Genomic DNA, 16,116 nt, shown 5'->3' on the forward strand with positions numbered 1-16,116 from the left:
AAACTTCCTAACTCACATGGTCAGCACCGGAATCACCGCACCTCATACCAGCACTGGTCACACGAAACTCTGGACAATTCACCAGTGTCGAGGCAATGCAAGCTGTTGGAACCATGTCAGTTGTAGAGGTCGTCGTACAGCGACGCGTGGAGCTTGTGCACCACGTTGCGCTTCACCTTCAGCGTCGGGGTCAGCTCCCCGTCGTCCTGCGACAGGTCCCGCCCCAGGATGCGGAACTTCTTGACCTGTGACACCGAGGCGAAATGCGAGTTGGCCTCATCCACGACCGACTGGACGAGCTCCTTCACCTCGGGATGCGAAGCCAGCACGTCGACATCAGAAGGCAAGCCGCGGGAAACGGCCCACGGCACGATCTCCTCGGCGTCCAGCGTGATCAGCGCGACCAGGTAGGGACGGCGGTCGCCGAACAGGATCGCGTGCGAGATCCAGCGGGACTGGCGCAGCGCGTTCTCCACGTTGGCCGGCGCGATGTTCTTGCCGCCCGCGGTGATGATGATGTCCTTCTTGCGGCCGGTGATCGTGACGAAGTCGTCGGCGTCGATCGCACCGAGGTCGCCGGTGTGCAGCCAGCCGTTCACAATGGTGTCCGCGGTGGCCGACGGGTTGTTCCAGTAGCCCGCGAAGATGTGCGGGCCGCGGAGCAGGATCTCGCCGTCCTCGCCCAGTGAGACCTCGGTGCCGCCTGGACCGAACGTGCCGACCGAGCCGATGCGGAAGTTGGTCAGGGTGTTGATGGTGCCGATGGCGGTCGATTCGGTCATGCCGTAGCCCTCGAGCACGGGCACGCCCGCCGCGTGGAAGAACTCCAGCACCTCGGGCGAGATCGGGGCCGCGCCCGAGATCGCCTGGACCAGCGAGCCGCCGAAGATGCCGCGGACGCGTGCGAACGTCGCGTCGACGGGCACGAACGCCTCGGCGAGCGCCGGCGGCACAGGCTCATTCGCGGCTTGCAGCGCACGCACCTTCAGGCCCAGCTGGACCGCGCCCGCCAGTTGCTCCGGAGGGATGCCGGCCGTCGCCACCGTGTAGATCTTCTCGAAGATGCGCGGCACCGAGGGCAGGAACGTCGGCTTGACTTCGGCGAGCTCGGGCACGATCGCCTTCATGTCGCCGCCGAAGAAGGCCAGGCAGCCGCCCGCGTACGTCGCGGCGAACTGAACGATCTGGGCGAAGACGTGGGCCAGGGGCAGGAACAGATAAGTGACGCCCTCCATCGCCTCGATCGACACCTCTTCGCACAGGCGGCACAGTGCGATCCAGTTGCCGGAGGTCAGCACGCAGCCCTTGGGCGGGCCGGTGGTGCCGGAGGTGTAGATGATCAGGGACGGGTCGTCGGCCTTGATGCCCGCGCGGCGGGTGTCCAGCTCGTCGGACAGAGGCGCCGTGCGGCCGGTGTCCATGACCTCGGCCAGGGTGGTGCGGGAGCCCGCGGGGTCGATGACCACGACCAGGCGCAGGGAGGGCAGCGACACCGACTCGACCTTCAGCGCCTGCGACTCGTCCTCGCAGACGATGAAGGACGCGCCGGAGTCGCTGGCCACCCAGGCGATCTCCTCGGGCGTGCTGCTCGGGTAGATCGGCACCACGATGCCGCCCGCCGCCAGGACGGCCAGCTCCACGGCCAGCCATTCCCAGCGGGTGTTGGCGAGGATGCAGACGCGGTCGCCCGCGTGCAGGCCCGCGTGGACGAAGCCGGAAGCCAGCTCGCGCACGGTTTCCGCCACGTCCACGAAGGACCGCGACTGCCAGGTGCCGTCCTGCTTGAACCTCCACGCCTCCCGGTCGCCGAACACCTGCTCGGCGAGGAACGGGAGGTCCGCGATTCTGCGGACGGTCTTGACGGAACTGACGACACCGGCGGTCATGGCGGCTCCTCGTGAACGTGAATCAGGCGGGCATGACCTGCACTCGGATGCCGTTCAGCACGGCGGTTCCGGAGAGCGGGTCCAGACGGAGGTCGTCGGTGATGAGGTTGACGTTCACGCCGGCGTGCTCGCGTGCGACGGTCAACCGCGTGCCCGGCTGGTCGTGACCCCATCCGTGCGGCATGCTCACCACGCCGCGCGAGATGTCGTCGGTCACCTCGACGGTGACCTCGACCTTCCCCACGCGGGAGGTGACCTGTGCCGCTCCGCCGTCGACCAGGCCGAGGCGGGAGGCGTCATCGGTGTTGACCAGCAGGGTGCACAGCTGCTTGCCCTTGACCAGGCTCGGCACGTTGTGCATCCAGGAGTTGTTGGTGCGCAGGTGGCGGCGGCCGACGAGGACCATGCCCTCCTCCACAGTGGACAGACCGGCCAGCACGCGCGGGATGTCGGCCGCGATGAACGCGGGCGCCAGCTCGATCTTGCCGGACGGCGTGCGCAGGATCTCCGGGATCCGCTCGCACAGCGGGCCGAGGTCGATGCCGTGCGGGTTGTCCAGCAGCTGCTGCAGAGAAACGCCGTACGCGCCGGTGCGCAGCTTGAAGTCGAGCAGGCGCTCCTCGCGGGTGATGCCGTCGAGCTCGAAGGAGGTGCCCGCCTTCTCCTGCAACGAAGCCAGCTGGAACGCCGCGATCGCGTCCAGGTCGGCTGCGGGGCCCATGCCCAGCAGGATCGTGGTGAGGCGGAAGAAGATGTCCGTCTCGTCGAGCCTGCCCTGCTCCAGCGGAATCACGGCGCGCGAGTACTTCGCGACGTTGCGCACCGCGTTGTTGAAGAACGCCAGGTCGTAGTGGTCACGACGGGAAGGAGGCGGTGGCGGCAGGATCACGTCCGCGTGCCGCGTCGTCTCGTTCAGGTACGGATCGACCGAGACCATGAACTCCAAAGAGGACAGTGCCTCGTTCAGGCGCGCGGAGTTGGGCACGGACAGCGCCGGGTTGCCGCCGACGGTGATCAGCGCGCGGACCTGCCCCTCCCCCGGCGTCTCGATCTCGTCGGCCATCGTGACGGCCGGGAGCTCGCCCATGATCTCGGGGTAGCCGCGCACACGGCTCGTCCAGCGGCCCGTCTCGAAGCCCGAACCGGTGCCGCGCCCGCGCTTCGAGTGCACCGGCAGCGGGAACATCATGCCGCCGGGGCTGTCCAGGTTGCCGGTCAGCGCGTTCAGCACGTCGACGGCCCAGCTGCCGACGGTGCCGTAGTCCACGGTGGTCGTGCCGATCCGGCCGTACACCGCGGCACGCGGCGCGGCGGCGATCCGCTGCGCCAGCGAACGAATCGTCTCGGCCGGGATGCCGCACCGAGCCGACACCGCGTCCGGGCTGAAGTCCGCGACCAGCGCGCGCACCTCGTCGACACCGGCGACGTGCTCCTCGAGCCGGCCGAGTGAGACCAGCGACGACGCGAACACCTCGTGGATCAGCGCCAGCAGCAGGAACACGTCCGTGCCCGGCTGGATCGGCACGTGCTCGTCAGCGGCCGCCGCGGTCCGCGAACGGCGCGGGTCGACGACGACGAACGAGCCGCCGCGCTTCTGCAACGCCTTCAGCCTGCCGGGCGCGTCCGGCACGGTCCACAGGCTTCCGTTGGAGGAGAACGGGTCCGCGCCGAGGATGAGCATGAAGTCGGTGCGGTCGATGTCCGGCACCGGGATCGAGAAGATGCTGCCGTACATGTACCCGCACGACACGTGCTTCGGCATCTGGTCGACGGTCGACGCGGTGAACACGTTGCGCGACCGGAGAGCCTTGCGCAGCGGACCGGCGTACAGGCCGCCCGCCAGCGAGTGCACCACCGGGTTGCCCAGGTAGATGGCGATCTGGTTGCGGTCGGCGTAGGAGTTCAGCTTCTCGTCGACGATGCGGAACGCCTCGTCCCACGACACCGGCACGAACTCGCCGTCGCGCTTGACGACCGGCCCGGCGAGCCGGTCCGGGTCCGCGTCGAGCTGGCCGAGCGAGGCACCCTTGGGGCAGATGAAGCCCTTGCTGAACTCGTCCTGCCGGTCGCCGCGCACGCGAGTGATGCGGTCGTCCTCGATGGTGAGCTCGAGCCCGCAGGTCGCCTCACACAGTGGGCAGGTCGTGTATTCGGTCCTCATGCTTCCCCTCTTACCGGCTGGCTTCTTTCAACGAGTAGTCGTCGTCCACCAGAGGACGCAATCGCCCAGCCGAGGTCAACCCGAACAGCTCACTGAGTGCACGGGCGATCATGTCCGGCCGTTCGAGGCAGTGCGCGAACCAGAATCCGATGACAGCGCGCGAGCCCGCGTGCAGTCGTTTCAGCTCAACGGACTCGCACTGGTCGGCACCGTGGCAGACGACCCGGCCGAACGGGGCGACGGCGTCCAATGACGGTCCGAACATGCCACCTGGATCGAGTACGACGTCAACCGGCCGCCCGTCGTTGGCCTCGACGAGCCGCGCGGCCAGGTCCTCGTGGCACGCTTCGACGGCCACGTCGGCGCCGAGCTTCACGGCCCGGCGGCGGCGCAGCTGCGACGTCTCGGTCGCGATGACCTTGCCCGCGCCGAACGACCGCGCCAGCTGCACGGCGAGCGACCCGACGCCGCCCATGGCGTCGTGCACCACGATCGTCTCGTCCGGCCGCAGGTGGGCGCACGTGCGCAGCAGGTGCCAGGCGGTCGTGCCGTCGCGCACCAGCGTCAGCGCCTGACCGTCCGTTATCCCGCCCGAAACCGGGAAGACCAGACGCTCCGATACGGTGACCGTCGCGTCGTCAGGGGTGTCCAGGGCGAGCGCCACCACCCGGCGGCCGTCCTCGGTGGTGCCGACGACCTCGGTCCCTCCGGATCGGCTGACGCGGATGGTCTCGTGACCGTTCCCCTGGCCTGTGCGCATGGTCACATCGAACGTCCAGGTGAGTACCGGTCAGTAGTGCGGCTTCCACGACAACTAACGATGGCGAGCCGCTGAACGCAGGAGCAGCATGAGATCGGTGAACGCCGGAGTACGCACCGCACTCACGGTCCTGGCGGTGGCCGCCGCCTACTACGCGACCGCACAGGTGGGGCTGGTGCTCGCCCTCGTGCGCGGACAGGTCACCCCGTTGTGGCTGCCGACCGGCATCTCGCTGGCCGCGTTGCTGCTCGCGGGCGGCCGCATGTGGCCGGGCATCGCGCTCGGCGCGTTCTGCGTCAACATCGGCCTCGGGCCGAACCTGCTGAGCGTCCTGCTCATCACCGCGGGCAACACCCTGGCGCCGTTCGTCGCATATCTGCTGCTCAGACGGGTCGGCTTCCGGATCGAGCTGGACCGGCTGCGGGACGCGCTGGCGCTGGTGTTCGTCGGCGCGTTCGGCGGGATGGCGGTCAGCGCGACCATGGGCGTCACGTCGCTGAAGGTCGCCGGGGCGCTGCCGTGGAGCGAGTACCCGGCGGCGTGGTCGGTGTGGTGGACCGGTGACGCGATGGGTGTCCTGGTGTTCGCGCCGCTGCTGCTGACGTTGCGCCACAGCTGGCGGATCCAGCGCCGTCGCGTGGCCGAGGCGGTGCTGCTGCTGACCGCGACGATCGGTCTCACGATGTTCGTGACGTCGACGCAGCTGCGGCTGCTGTTCCTGGTGTTCCCGCTGCTGATCTGGGCCGCGCTGCGCTTCCAGCACGCGGGGGCGGCGCCGTGCGCGCTGATCGTGTCGACGATCGCCGTGCTGACGGCATCGGACGGCTACTTCGCGCCGAACGCGAGCGTGCTCACGACCATGATCGTGCTGCAGCTGTTCAACGGCAGCATCGCGCTGACCGGGTTGCTGCTGTCCGCGATCACCAGTGAGCGCAACGAGGCGCGGCGCGCCATCGAGCACGCCTGCGAGCAGCTCGCGGACACGGTGGCGCGCTACCAGGGCAAGGACGTTCGGACGAGCCTCGGCCGGGTCGTCCCACCTACCTAACGCTGCTGCATCGTGTCCAGCACGCGGGCGAGCTCCAGGCGTGACGAGACGTGCAGCTTCGCGTAGATCCGCGACAGGTACACCTCGATGGTGCGCGGGCTGTAGTGCAGCGCGGCGGCGATGTCGCGGTTGCGCATGCCCTGCTGGACGAGCCGCGCGACGTTCTCCTCGGCCTCGGTGAGCAGGCCGGGCGTCTTCGACCGGGCGCGCGGCACCTTCGCACCGAGCACGCGCAACCGGTTGCCCGCCTGGCGGCGCAGGCCGTGCGCGCCGAGCCGCTGGAACGTCGTGTACGCCTCGACGAGGGTCGGGACGGCGGACGGGTCGACCTCGCCCAGCGCGAGCTGCGCGCGTGCCTTCTCGAACTCGAGGCCGCCGGTCTCGGCCTCGTTGATCGCGCTGTGCAGCATCTCGACGTCGTGGTTGACGAGGCCGGTGACGCGGCGGGTCGCGGTGCGCGACCACGGCGAGACCCGCGTCGCGGACACCTCGTGCAGCTGCGCGAGGGTGCGCTTCGCGGCGTCGAGGTCGCCGACCTCCAGGTCCAGCTCGATCAGCCTGGCCATGAGCACGCAGCTGTACGCGGCCTCGACGTTGATGCCGACGGCCAGGTCGATCAGCTCACGCGCGTGGGTGAGCTCGCCCTTTGCGATGAGGTAGCCGGACATGGCGAGCGCGTGCATCCGCGACATGTTCGCCGCGGTCGGCGGGCTGAGCGCGGCGAGGCGGGCCGCGACGTCGAGCTCGCCGCGCCACGTGCGGATGTCCAGCTCGATGGCGCGCATCGCCTCGAGCATCATGACTTCCTGGCTGGCCTCCATCTCGGGGACCACGCGACCGATGCGGTCGAGCGCGGTGTCCCAGCGGCCGCCGAGCCAGTCGAGCGCGACGCGCGCGGTGTTCAGCTCGCCGCGGAACCCGTGGGCGCCGACCTGCTCCATCAGCTCCTCGGCCCGGCGCACGCGCCACGACGCGTCGTGCACGAGTCCGGCGAGCGCGCCGGTCGACGCGCACACGGCCAGCGCCTGGAACTCGAGCATCGGCTGGCCCTCGCTCGCCCGGAGCGCGCGGTTCGAGTACTCGACGGTCTCGTCGTGGCGGAACAGCATCGACGTGAGCATCGCCAGCTGCTCGAACACCACGACGCCCTCGGCGGGTGACGAGATCGGGAGGTGCTCGATGCCGTCGGCCTCGGCGAGCGCGTCGTCGTAGCGGCCGTGGAAGATCAGCAGCAGCGCGCGCTGGGCGTGCAGGGCGGCCGGGACCTCGCCGGCGGCGACCTCGCGGTCGGCCAGCTCCATCGCCTCGGCCAGTCTGCCGACGGAGAACAGGCTCGCGATCAACGCCGTCGCGACGCGGCCGCGTTCCGTGCCGGGCGGCAGTTCGGCGAGCGCGATCTGGCCCGGTCCGATCGCAGCCGCCGGACGGGACGCGCGCGCCAGCACGCGGCACTGCAACGCCAGCAGCTCGGCGCGCTCGGGTGCGTTGTGCGGCAACAGTTGCAGCGCGCGGCCGCACAACCCGGCCGCAGTCTCGGGGGCGCTGCCGCGGGCGAGCGCGGCGGCCTCGGCGAGGACGCTCACCGCGACCAGGTCGCCGGGCGCGGCCGACTCGGCGAGGTGCCACGCGAGCTGGAGCAGGTCGACGGGAAGGCCCTGGGCGCGGTCGTCCATGAGGCGTGAGCTGATGAGGCTGTGCAGGTGGCGGCGCTGCGCGGGGCCGACCTCCTGGTAGAGCGCCTCCCCCACCAGCGCGTGCGAGAACCGGTAGCCCTGGTCGTCGTCGCGGACGACGATCGCCGCGCGCAGCAGGTCGTCGAACGCCTCGACGACGGTGGCCTCCGGCAGCGAGGCGACGCGGGCGAGCAGGCCGATCTGGTCGATCCGGACGCGGCGGAACACGGCGACCGCCCGTGCGACCGCGCGGGTGTCGTGCGTCAGCGGTGCGACGCGGCGCAGCACGGCCTCGCGGCGGGTGAGCCGGATGGCGTTGGGGCTCACGGCCAGCCGCGCGCGGTTGCCGTCGACCGTCACCAGGTCGAGCTCGCGCAACGAGCGGGCGATCTCGGTGGCGAAGAACGGGTTGCCGTCGGCGCGTTGATGCACTTCACGGGCCAGTGCGTCGTCGACCGGCGACTCGAGGACGGCCTCGACGATGCGCGCCACGTCTGGTCCGGTCAGCGGAGCGAGCTCTACGCGCATAACCTCTGCGTGCTGCTCCAATCGGTCGAGCAGCTCCTCGGCCGCGGTGTTGTCCTCGTTCGAATGAGAGCGGCTGGCCACGACGAGGACAAGAGGAGCGGCGGACACGCGTCGGAGCACCAGGGTGAGCAGCGCCAGAGAGTCGTCGTCCACGTGATCGAGGTCGTCGACGAGCAATGCCGTCGGATGAGCCGACGCCATCTCCGTGAGCAGGCGGACCATGCGCTCCGCCGCGCGGCCGAACCACGCACCGGTGTCCTCGGCGTCGCTGAGGTCGAGCGCGGCGAGCGCTTCCGCGCGCACCTTGTCGAGCGGCCCGCGCGAGGTGGCGCTGCGCAGAGCCGCGACGATCGCGCCGTACGGGATGCGCCTGCCGAGCACGTCGGAGTCCGAGACGAGCACGCCGTAGCGCCGATCCTTGAGCCTGCGCGCGAGCTCGGCGAGCAGGCTCGTCTTCCCGATGCCCGGCTCACCCGACACCCTGACCGCGACGAGCCCCGTGGCGGGCGCGCGGTCGACGCAGTCGAGCACGGCCTTCAGCTCTGGTTCTCGTCCGACGAGCGGCATCACCGCGCTCCGGGTCGGCGTGTCGACGATGACTGCTACCTCCCGACAGCCCTGGCGGTAAGGCACCCAGTCTTCCATGTGGGTGTATCTGTTCGACAAGTGGCGGTTTGCGTGCCCGAACGACCACTCAGCGTAGGCACTTCACCCGGTGTGAGGGCGAACACGTTAGCCGCTAAGTGTTCCCTACTAATCCGTGGTTCCTCTCAGTGATGGCATTTGCCTGCACAACGAAATGGCCGCCGCCGCAGCCCCGGACGAGGAGAGGGTCAATGTCGATCCAGGGAACTTGTGACCCGCAGTTCAGCGAGGTCCGGAGTGAGTTCGAACGCAACTTCGCCGAGCGTGGCGAGGTGGGCGCATCCGTCCACGTGACCATCGACGGTGCTCCCGTCGTAGACCTGTGGGGAGGCGTCGCCGACCCCGCGACGTCCCGCCCGTGGACCGAAGACACCGTCGTGCACGTCTGGTCGTGCACCAAGGGCGCCACCTCGCTGTGCGCCCACATCCTCGCCTCGCGCGGACTCCTCGACCTGAACGCCCCCGTCTCCTACTACTGGCCGGAGTTCGCCCAGAACGGCAAGGAGAACGTCCTCGTCCGCCACCTGCTCAACCACTCGGTCGGCCTCCCCGCACTCAGCGAGTGGCTGCCGGCGGGCGCGTTCTACGACTGGGAGGCCATGACAACGGCTCTGGCCGCCGCCTCGCCCCTGTGGGAGCCCGGCACCCGCCACGGCTACCACGGCCTGACCTTCGGCTTCCTGGTGGGCGAGGTCGTCCGCCGCGTCACCGGCGTCTCACTCGGCTCCTTCTTCGAGAAGGAGGTCTCAGGCCCGCTGGGCCTCGACTTCTGGCTGGGCCTCCCCGAAGACCTAGAGCCACTGGTGTCGCACACCATCCCCGTCGACCCGACCCAGCCCGGCATCCTGCTGCCGACGCTGTACATCACGGCCCTGACCCAGCCGGAGTCGACGGCGGGCATGATGCTGCTCAACAACGGCGGCTACATGGCCCCCGGCGAATCCGACTCCCGCGCCGCACACGCAGCCGAGATGGGCGCCATCGGCGGCATCTCGAACGCCCGAGGCCTGGCCGCCCTCTACCGCCCGCTCGCACTAGGCGGTTCCTACAACGGCGTGCGCCTGGTGTCCGAGGAGCAGATCCCACAGATGTCGGCCGTGAGCTCGTCCGGCATGGACGCAGTGGTGAGCGTCCCGTCCCGCTTCGCACTGGGCTTCCAGAAGGCGGCCGACAACACCTACCTGGCCCCCAACGACCGCGAGGGCTGGCTGGTCCCCGAAGAAGCCTTCGGCCACAGCGGCATGGGCGGCTCCCTCGGCTTCGCCGACCCACGGGCACGCCTGTCCTTCGGCTACGCCATGAACCGCCAGGGCCCAGGCCTGGCCATCAACGAGCGCGGCCAGTCCCTCGTGGACGCCGTCTACCGCGCACTGGGCTACCGCCAAACCGGCGGCGGCGCCTGGTTCGCCTGATCCCACCCGCTCAGGGCTGCCCTCGCAACGACGCGGGGGCAGCCCTGTTTCATGTGCGCAGGTTGCCCACAGGGCCGGGGTGCGTGGGCCGCGTGTCGATGCTGCTGGGAGAACTCCCCAGGCCGGGCTGCGGGCGCTGCCGCGATGCCGGTGTGTCTGCGCCACGACCACTACGGCGGCGCCGGGTACCCAGGTAGGCGGCGGACGCCGAAGGCGCCAGAGGTCAGGCCGCGAAGCCGAAGGCAAGCAGGGCCACGCGGCGACGCCGAGGGCAAGCAGCCCATGCCCGCGATGCCGGTGTGTCTGCGCCACGGCAACTACAGCGGCGCCGGGTACCGGGTAGACGGGCGGACACCGAAGGCGCCAGAGGTCAGGCGACGAAGCCGAAGGCAAGCAGGGCCAGGCGGCGAAGCCGAAGGCGCCACGGGCCAAGCGGCGACACCGAAGGCGCCACGGGCCAAGCGGCGACACCGAAGGCGGGCACCCCAAGTCCGCGATGCCGGAGGCGAGCCGTCCCAAAGCCAGCGATCGCCGAAGGCACGAAGCCGAAGGCGAGCACCAAGAGGCGCCGAAGGCGCAACAAACCACGGGGTGGTGGGGTCTCCGTACGGCGCAGGCGAAGCCCTGCCATATTTTTAGGGCGGGGTCAAGACGTCTTTTTGTCTTGACCCCGCCCTAAAAATATGGCTGCCTCTGGTGCGCCGTACGGAGACCCCACCACCAAAGCAACCATCTACGAAAAGCAACCAGGGACCTCCGGTGGTGCCGGGGTCCGGGGCGGAGCCCCGGCGGGGGCAAGGGGCAGCGCCCCACCCACTTACCCCAACAGCAGCACCAACCAGGCGTCCCCCCGCGAGAAGACCCCCTTGCACATACCCAACCACGCACCACCGACAATCCCGGCCCACGCACAGGCAACAAGCAACAACCACCGGCAGCAAGCAGCAAACAAAGCGGGGCCAGCCGGCAACGCCGACCAGCCCCGCAACACCTCAACCACGTCAGAACGGCTGAGGAGCCTGCCCAATCTCGGTGAACAACGCACTCAACGGCTTAACGGAAGCAACCCCAACCTGCCCAGGAGCAACGTTCTCCGCAACATCAGTACCCGCACAGGTAGTACGAGAAGCAGGAAGAACCCCAGACACGAGGTACTTGTTCACGATCTTGTCCACACAAGCGTTGCCCCGCAACGCATAATGCCCGTGCTGCCCGTCATTGGACACGGAGATCAACGGCTCCCGAAGGTGCTCAGCCATGGCCTGCCCATTGGCGTACGGAGTCTGAGTGTCCCCGTCAGAGTTGATCACCAGCCCAGTCGGGTACTTCCGCGTAATGGCAGGAATCAACTCAGGCCGCGTGAACCCCCGGAAGGTGCAGTTCTGCGGAGCCCCGTACTCAACAGTCCCACCGTACGGGTGGTTGTCCCGATACCGCCGCATGTCCGCGTAGTACGACTGAACATCGGTGGACCAGTCCCACTCACACGTGACCGCGTAGTACGTACCAGGCGAAGTCGGCTCGATGTCCATCGCCGAGATGGCCTTGTTCATGGCCTGAGTCTCAGCGGGATCAGCAGTACCGACCTTCAACGACTGCACGTGCCGCGAGAACGAGGCCCACGTCCGCCGATACCGCGTGGAAGCCCCAGCGGCGTTGTCGAACTGCGACTGGTTCGTGTACCCGCCGTACGGCCCGGCGACCAGCTTCTGCGCGATCTTCTCGACCTCAGCGCGCACCGCGGCGTAAGAAGTACCCAGCCCGAACGTGGAGTTGCGGGCCGCGGTCCACTCCGCCCACTTGCGGAAGTTGAACACCATGGAGTCGACGACATCGGGGTCGGACCCGTGCCACGTCTTGTTGGGGTCGAGCGCGGAGTCCAGAACGGACCGGTCGAGCTTGGTCGGGAACAGCGTCCCGTACACCGAGCCGAGATGCGTCCCGTAGGAATACCCGACGTAGTTGAGCTTCTTCTCCCCCAACGCCCCGCGCACGACGTCCATGTCGCGAGCGGTGTTCATCGTGTTGATGAACCGCCGCATCTCGCCGCCGCCGCGCTGGCAGTTGACCTCCTGCGCCCGCGCGTAGTCGGTCCAGTTGGACAGCTGCGCCTCGGTGGGCCGCGTGGGGAACTCGTCGTCGGACCCGGTGCTGATGCACAGCAGGTTCGTCGACCGGCCGACGCCGCGCGGGTCCATGCCGATCACGTCGTAGACCTGGCGGGCCTCCTGGCCGTCGAACCAGTTCACCAGGCGCAGGCCGCTGCCTCCCGGACCACCGGGGTTGGTGAACAGGATGCCCCGTCTGCGGGCCGGGTCACCGGCCTTCTTGCGGGAGATCGCGATCTCCAGGCTGCCGTCGTCGGGGTTCTTGTAGTCGACTGGCACGATCACCGTCGCGCACTCGACACCGGTGGACGGGGTGACCCATCCGGCCGGGCACTCCGCCCAGCTGACCGCCTGGGTGTAGAAGGGCTCCAAACGCTTGGGGTAGTCGGCCGCCTGGGCGGATGAGGCGGACGCGACGACGAGTGAAGCGGCGAGCGGAGCGACCAACGCCGCTGCGCCCCAGCGTGAATTGCGCACGAATTCCTCCGATCAACGTCTGCGAAAACGTATTCATCGGAGGAGCGCGCCGGAACCCTACGATCGTCGCTACCGCACCTCGAAAAGTTCGTACGTGAGGGTCATGCCGTCCAAACGGCCCTTCGCGACCGCCTGCACCTTGTTCAACCAGCGGTACCGGTCGTCGCCGGTCTCGAACAGCGGCGCCGCGTACATCGGTGAGCTGCCCGGACCACCGGAGACGTCGGTGCGCCCGGTGTAGTGGATGAAGATCAACGCGCCGTCGTCGGTCTCCAGCACCGAGCGCACGTCGAGGGTCGCGGTGCCGTCGGGTCCGATCACCAGCCAGTCGGCCGTTGACGAGCCCTTCATCTTGCCGGACAACCGCTCCCCGGTGATGGCGCCGGACTCCACCTCGTAGACGAGCCGGTCGCCCACCGGCGTCTTGGGGAGGTAGTGCGGACGGCGCAGGTCCGCCGTCATGGTGCCGAGCGGAACGAGTTCGATGCTCACGAATGACCTCAGATCATGGAAAGGCCGCCGCTGACGGCGAGGGTGTGCCCGGTGATGAAGGAGGCGTCGTCGGACACCAGGAAGGCGATCGCACCGGCGATCTCGTCGGGGGTGCCGCTGCGCTTCATGGTCGTCGCGTCGATCATCCCCTGGCGCAGCCGCGCGCCGAGCGTGCCCGCGTCGGACGCGGAACCGTTGAGCAGCTGGGTGTCCACCGGGCCGGGCGCGACCGCGTTGCACCGCACGCCGTAGCGCGTGGACTCCTGCGCGATCGCCTTGGTGAAACCGATCAACCCCGCTTTGGCCGCGGAGTACGCGGCGCCCGCGATGGTCCCGCCGCGGCCCGCCTCGCTGGACACGTTGACGATCACACCGCGCCGCCGCGCGTGCATGCCGGGCAGGACGGCGTGCGTGCACGTCATCGCGCCGAGCAGGTTCACGCCGAGCACGAAGTCCCAGTCGGCGCGCGTGGTGTCGAGGAAGAACGCGAACCGCGAGGCGCCCGCGTTGTTGATCAGCACGTCGACCTCGCCGATCGACGCGATCACCGCGTAGACGGAGTCGGTGTCGGCGACGTCGAGCGTCACCGCGACCCCTCCGATCTCCTCGGCGACCAGCTCCGCGTTCGCGACGTCGATGTCCGCGACCACGACCGAATGGCCTTCCTTCGCGAGCCTGCGGCAGACCGCGGCGCCGATGCCGGATCCACCTCCGGTCACGAACGCGGTGCTCACGCGACTGTCCCGCCGTCGACGACGATGATCGACCCGGTCGTGTACGACGCCGCGGCCGAAGCCAGCCACACCACCGAACCCGCGACCTCGTCCGCCTCGCCGACCCGGCCCAGCGCGGTCTTGCCGATGACGGCCTTGTGCAGCTCGGGCGTCTCGACGATCAGCTTCGAGAAGTCGGTGTTGATCACACCGGGCGCGACCGCGTTGACCCTGATGCCCTGCGGGCCGAGCTCGCGCGCCAGCGTCTTCGTCGCGCTGATCATCGCCGCCTTGGCCGCCGAGTACAGGCCCATGAACGGCTCGGCCTTCAGACCTGCCGCGGACACGATGTTGATGACCGAACCGCCACCGTGTCCGAGGCCGGCCCTGACCGCCTCGCGCGTCAGGCTCAACGGCGCGCGAACGTTGACGGCCATGATCTTGTCGAAGAGCTTCGGCGTCACGTCGATCATCGCGCCGAACGGCGGGCTCGCGCCCGCGTTGTTCACCAGCACGTCGATCCGGCCGAACCGCGCCGTCACCGACTCGACGATGCCCGCGATCTCGTCTTCGTGGCCGACGTCCGCGACCACGGGGAGCGCCTCGACCTCGAACTCGCGCTCGATCTCGGCCGTGACCTGCTTCGTGGCCTCCGCGGTGCGGGCGACCACGGCGATGCTCGCACCGGCGCGGGCGAGGCCGCGCACAGTCGCGAGACCGATGCCACGGGTACCACCCGTGACCAGTGCGACATGCCCTACCAGGGAGAACGGATTGCTCGACATGGTGCCGAAGTTAATCGACACCGTGTCGAGTCGAAAGCGGTGAGCGTTATCTACTGCGAAACCCCGTACACCGACCGGAACCACACCGATGTGAGCGTGTCCACGAGCTCGCGATCACGCGCCGCGGACTTCCTGCCGAGCGTGAGGTTGAAGCAGGCGGCCTCGTTCATGCTGATCAGCACGGTGGCCAGCCCGCGCGCACTGGGCGGGCCTGCCGTCGCGACGCCCGCCGCGCGTTCGATCTCGATCTGCTGCGCGGTCGCGTCGATGAACCGGTGCGCGACCTCGGCCCAGAACTCGCGCATCATCGAGTTCGTGTCCCGCGCGCGCACCGCGGCCCGCAGCACCGGGCCGTGCTGGCGCCACAGGCCGACCGTCGCGGCGATCGCGCGGCGGATCGAGTCCTCCGGCGGTTCGCTCCCCCGGCGCAGCCACATGGCCGCCGACTCGTACAGCCCTTCGGAAACGCGTTCGGACAGCGCGTACAGCACTGCCTCGCGTGATTCGAAATGGAAATAGAAGGTGGATCTCGAGATGCCCGCGCCCGAAGTCAGCTCGTCGACCGCGATCTCGTCGAGCGGCTTCGTTTCCAGCAACCGTTCAGCCGTGTCGAGAATGGCCTGCGAAGTAAGATCACCTTTACTTCGCTTGCGCCTCGATCCGGCTTGACTCACGGGGGCCGAGCGTTGGGACATGGCGAACATCTTGATGTACCGCCCGGCCGCCGTGAAAGCGGCCCCGCCACAGGATCGATTCAGCGGCAAAGACGCAGACCAGCCGCCCGAACCTCGGGAAGGTCGTCCTCGGCGCACCCGGCGACCCGCACGCACGCGTCCGCACCCGCCGCGGCGAAGTCGGCGACTTCCGAAATGGCTTTCTCGCGCCTCGTCAGAATCACGCCTTCGACCAAGCCGAACACGAGATCGACGCGCACTTCAGGGCCGTCAACCAACTCTCCGTAGGCCACTTTGAGTGCCGCTCGTTCGGCACGAAACCGTGCGAAACGCTCGGAGTTCAGCTCGGGCAGGAGGTAGAGCGCGCCGAGGTTGTGCGCACCGCCGCAGAGAAGTGCGATGTCGAACTCGCTCAACGCCCACAGCTTCACCATCGGCGGCACGTCGAGCGCGCCCAGTTCCTCCGCGCGTTGCAGCGACGGCAGCACCGTGGCCTCGAGCAGCTCGGCGAGCACGTCGTCCTTGCCGCCGAAGTAGTGGTACAGCGAGGCCTGCCTCAGTCCGGCGCGCTGGGCGATCGCCCGAGTGGACGTCGCTGCGTAGCCCCGCGTGGTGAACAGCTCGGCCGCCGCGTCCAGCAGGTCCCGCCGCGAGTCGCCGGACACCCCGGTCGCCCTCGGCCTGCCCACCTTCCTCGGCTCCACGGAGATCATTCTGCCTTACCCAGGTGTCACAAGGGCTTCACGTGATCGGC

Annotated in this window: 12 protein-coding genes; 2 read left to right on the forward strand and 10 right to left on the reverse strand. The window is 69.0% G+C overall.

The window, feature by feature from the left end; translation table 11 throughout:
* Window positions 1-116: 116 nt before the first annotated feature.
* Genes FKR81_RS11920 through FKR81_RS11930 form a run of 3 tightly spaced genes read right to left on the reverse strand, consistent with a single transcriptional unit; the run spans window position 117 to window position 4,807 of the window.
* Window positions 117-1,886, reverse strand: coding sequence for an AMP-dependent synthetase/ligase (locus tag FKR81_RS11920; RefSeq protein ID WP_146351059.1), 1,770 nt, complete (start codon window positions 1,884-1,886; stop codon window positions 117-119).
* A gap of 22 nt (window positions 1,887-1,908) precedes the next feature.
* A complete protein-coding gene (locus tag FKR81_RS11925) occupies window positions 1,909-4,047 on the reverse strand; it encodes a molybdopterin oxidoreductase family protein (protein WP_146351060.1) in 2,139 nt (712 codons plus the stop codon).
* 10 nt (window positions 4,048-4,057) lie between these two features.
* The gene (locus tag FKR81_RS11930) at window positions 4,058-4,807 is read right to left on the reverse strand and encodes a quinone oxidoreductase family protein (protein ID WP_146351061.1); all 750 of its coding nucleotides are present in this window, start codon (window positions 4,805-4,807) and stop codon (window positions 4,058-4,060) included.
* Between the two features lie 97 nt (window positions 4,808-4,904).
* On the opposite strand from FKR81_RS11930, the gene FKR81_RS11935 reads away from it, so the two are divergent.
* Entirely contained in the window at window positions 4,905-5,855 is a 951-nt protein-coding gene (locus FKR81_RS11935; protein ID WP_222598232.1) for an MASE1 domain-containing protein, read from the forward strand.
* On the opposite strand, the gene FKR81_RS11940 is transcribed toward FKR81_RS11935, so the two are convergent.
* The gene (locus FKR81_RS11940) at window positions 5,852-8,689 is read right to left on the reverse strand and encodes a helix-turn-helix transcriptional regulator (RefSeq protein ID WP_186762923.1); all 2,838 of its coding nucleotides are present in this window, start codon (window positions 8,687-8,689) and stop codon (window positions 5,852-5,854) included. The genes FKR81_RS11935 and FKR81_RS11940 overlap by 4 nt on opposite strands.
* Before the next feature lie 203 nt (window positions 8,690-8,892).
* On the opposite strand from FKR81_RS11940, the gene FKR81_RS11945 reads away from it, so the two are divergent.
* Complete coding sequence (locus tag FKR81_RS11945; RefSeq protein ID WP_186762924.1) at window positions 8,893-10,113, forward strand: serine hydrolase domain-containing protein; 1,221 nt, start codon at window positions 8,893-8,895, stop codon at window positions 10,111-10,113.
* Between the two features lie 1,001 nt (window positions 10,114-11,114).
* Here FKR81_RS11945 and FKR81_RS11950 read toward each other — a convergent pair.
* The 6 genes from FKR81_RS11950 to FKR81_RS11975 form a co-directional block, all read right to left on the reverse strand.
* Entirely contained in the window at window positions 11,115-12,698 is a 1,584-nt protein-coding gene (locus tag FKR81_RS11950; protein ID WP_146351065.1) for an alpha/beta fold hydrolase, read from the reverse strand.
* Window positions 12,699-12,767: 69 nt separating this feature from the next.
* A complete protein-coding gene (locus FKR81_RS11955; RefSeq protein ID WP_146351066.1) occupies window positions 12,768-13,190 on the reverse strand; it encodes a DUF3237 domain-containing protein in 423 nt (140 codons plus the stop codon).
* Window positions 13,191-13,198: 8 nt separating this feature from the next.
* Entirely contained in the window at window positions 13,199-13,924 is a 726-nt protein-coding gene (locus tag FKR81_RS11960) for an SDR family NAD(P)-dependent oxidoreductase (RefSeq protein ID WP_146351067.1), read from the reverse strand.
* Entirely contained in the window at window positions 13,921-14,688 is a 768-nt protein-coding gene (locus tag FKR81_RS11965; RefSeq protein ID WP_146351068.1) for an SDR family NAD(P)-dependent oxidoreductase, read from the reverse strand. Before FKR81_RS11965 ends, FKR81_RS11960 begins: the two co-directional genes overlap by 4 nt.
* Window positions 14,689-14,738: 50 nt before the next feature.
* Window positions 14,739-15,362 carry a TetR/AcrR family transcriptional regulator gene (locus tag FKR81_RS11970; RefSeq protein WP_186762925.1) on the reverse strand — a complete coding sequence of 208 codons (624 nt, stop codon included), beginning with the start codon at window positions 15,360-15,362 and terminating at the stop codon, window positions 14,739-14,741.
* An 80-nt stretch (window positions 15,363-15,442) separates the two neighbouring features.
* The gene (locus FKR81_RS11975) at window positions 15,443-16,066 is read right to left on the reverse strand and encodes a TetR/AcrR family transcriptional regulator (protein ID WP_235921471.1); all 624 of its coding nucleotides are present in this window, start codon (window positions 16,064-16,066) and stop codon (window positions 15,443-15,445) included.
* Between the last annotated feature and the right edge of the window lie 50 nt (window positions 16,067-16,116).

The sequence above is a fragment of the Lentzea tibetensis genome, from assembly GCF_007845675.1.
Classification (GTDB): domain Bacteria; phylum Actinomycetota; class Actinomycetes; order Mycobacteriales; family Pseudonocardiaceae; genus Lentzea; species Lentzea tibetensis.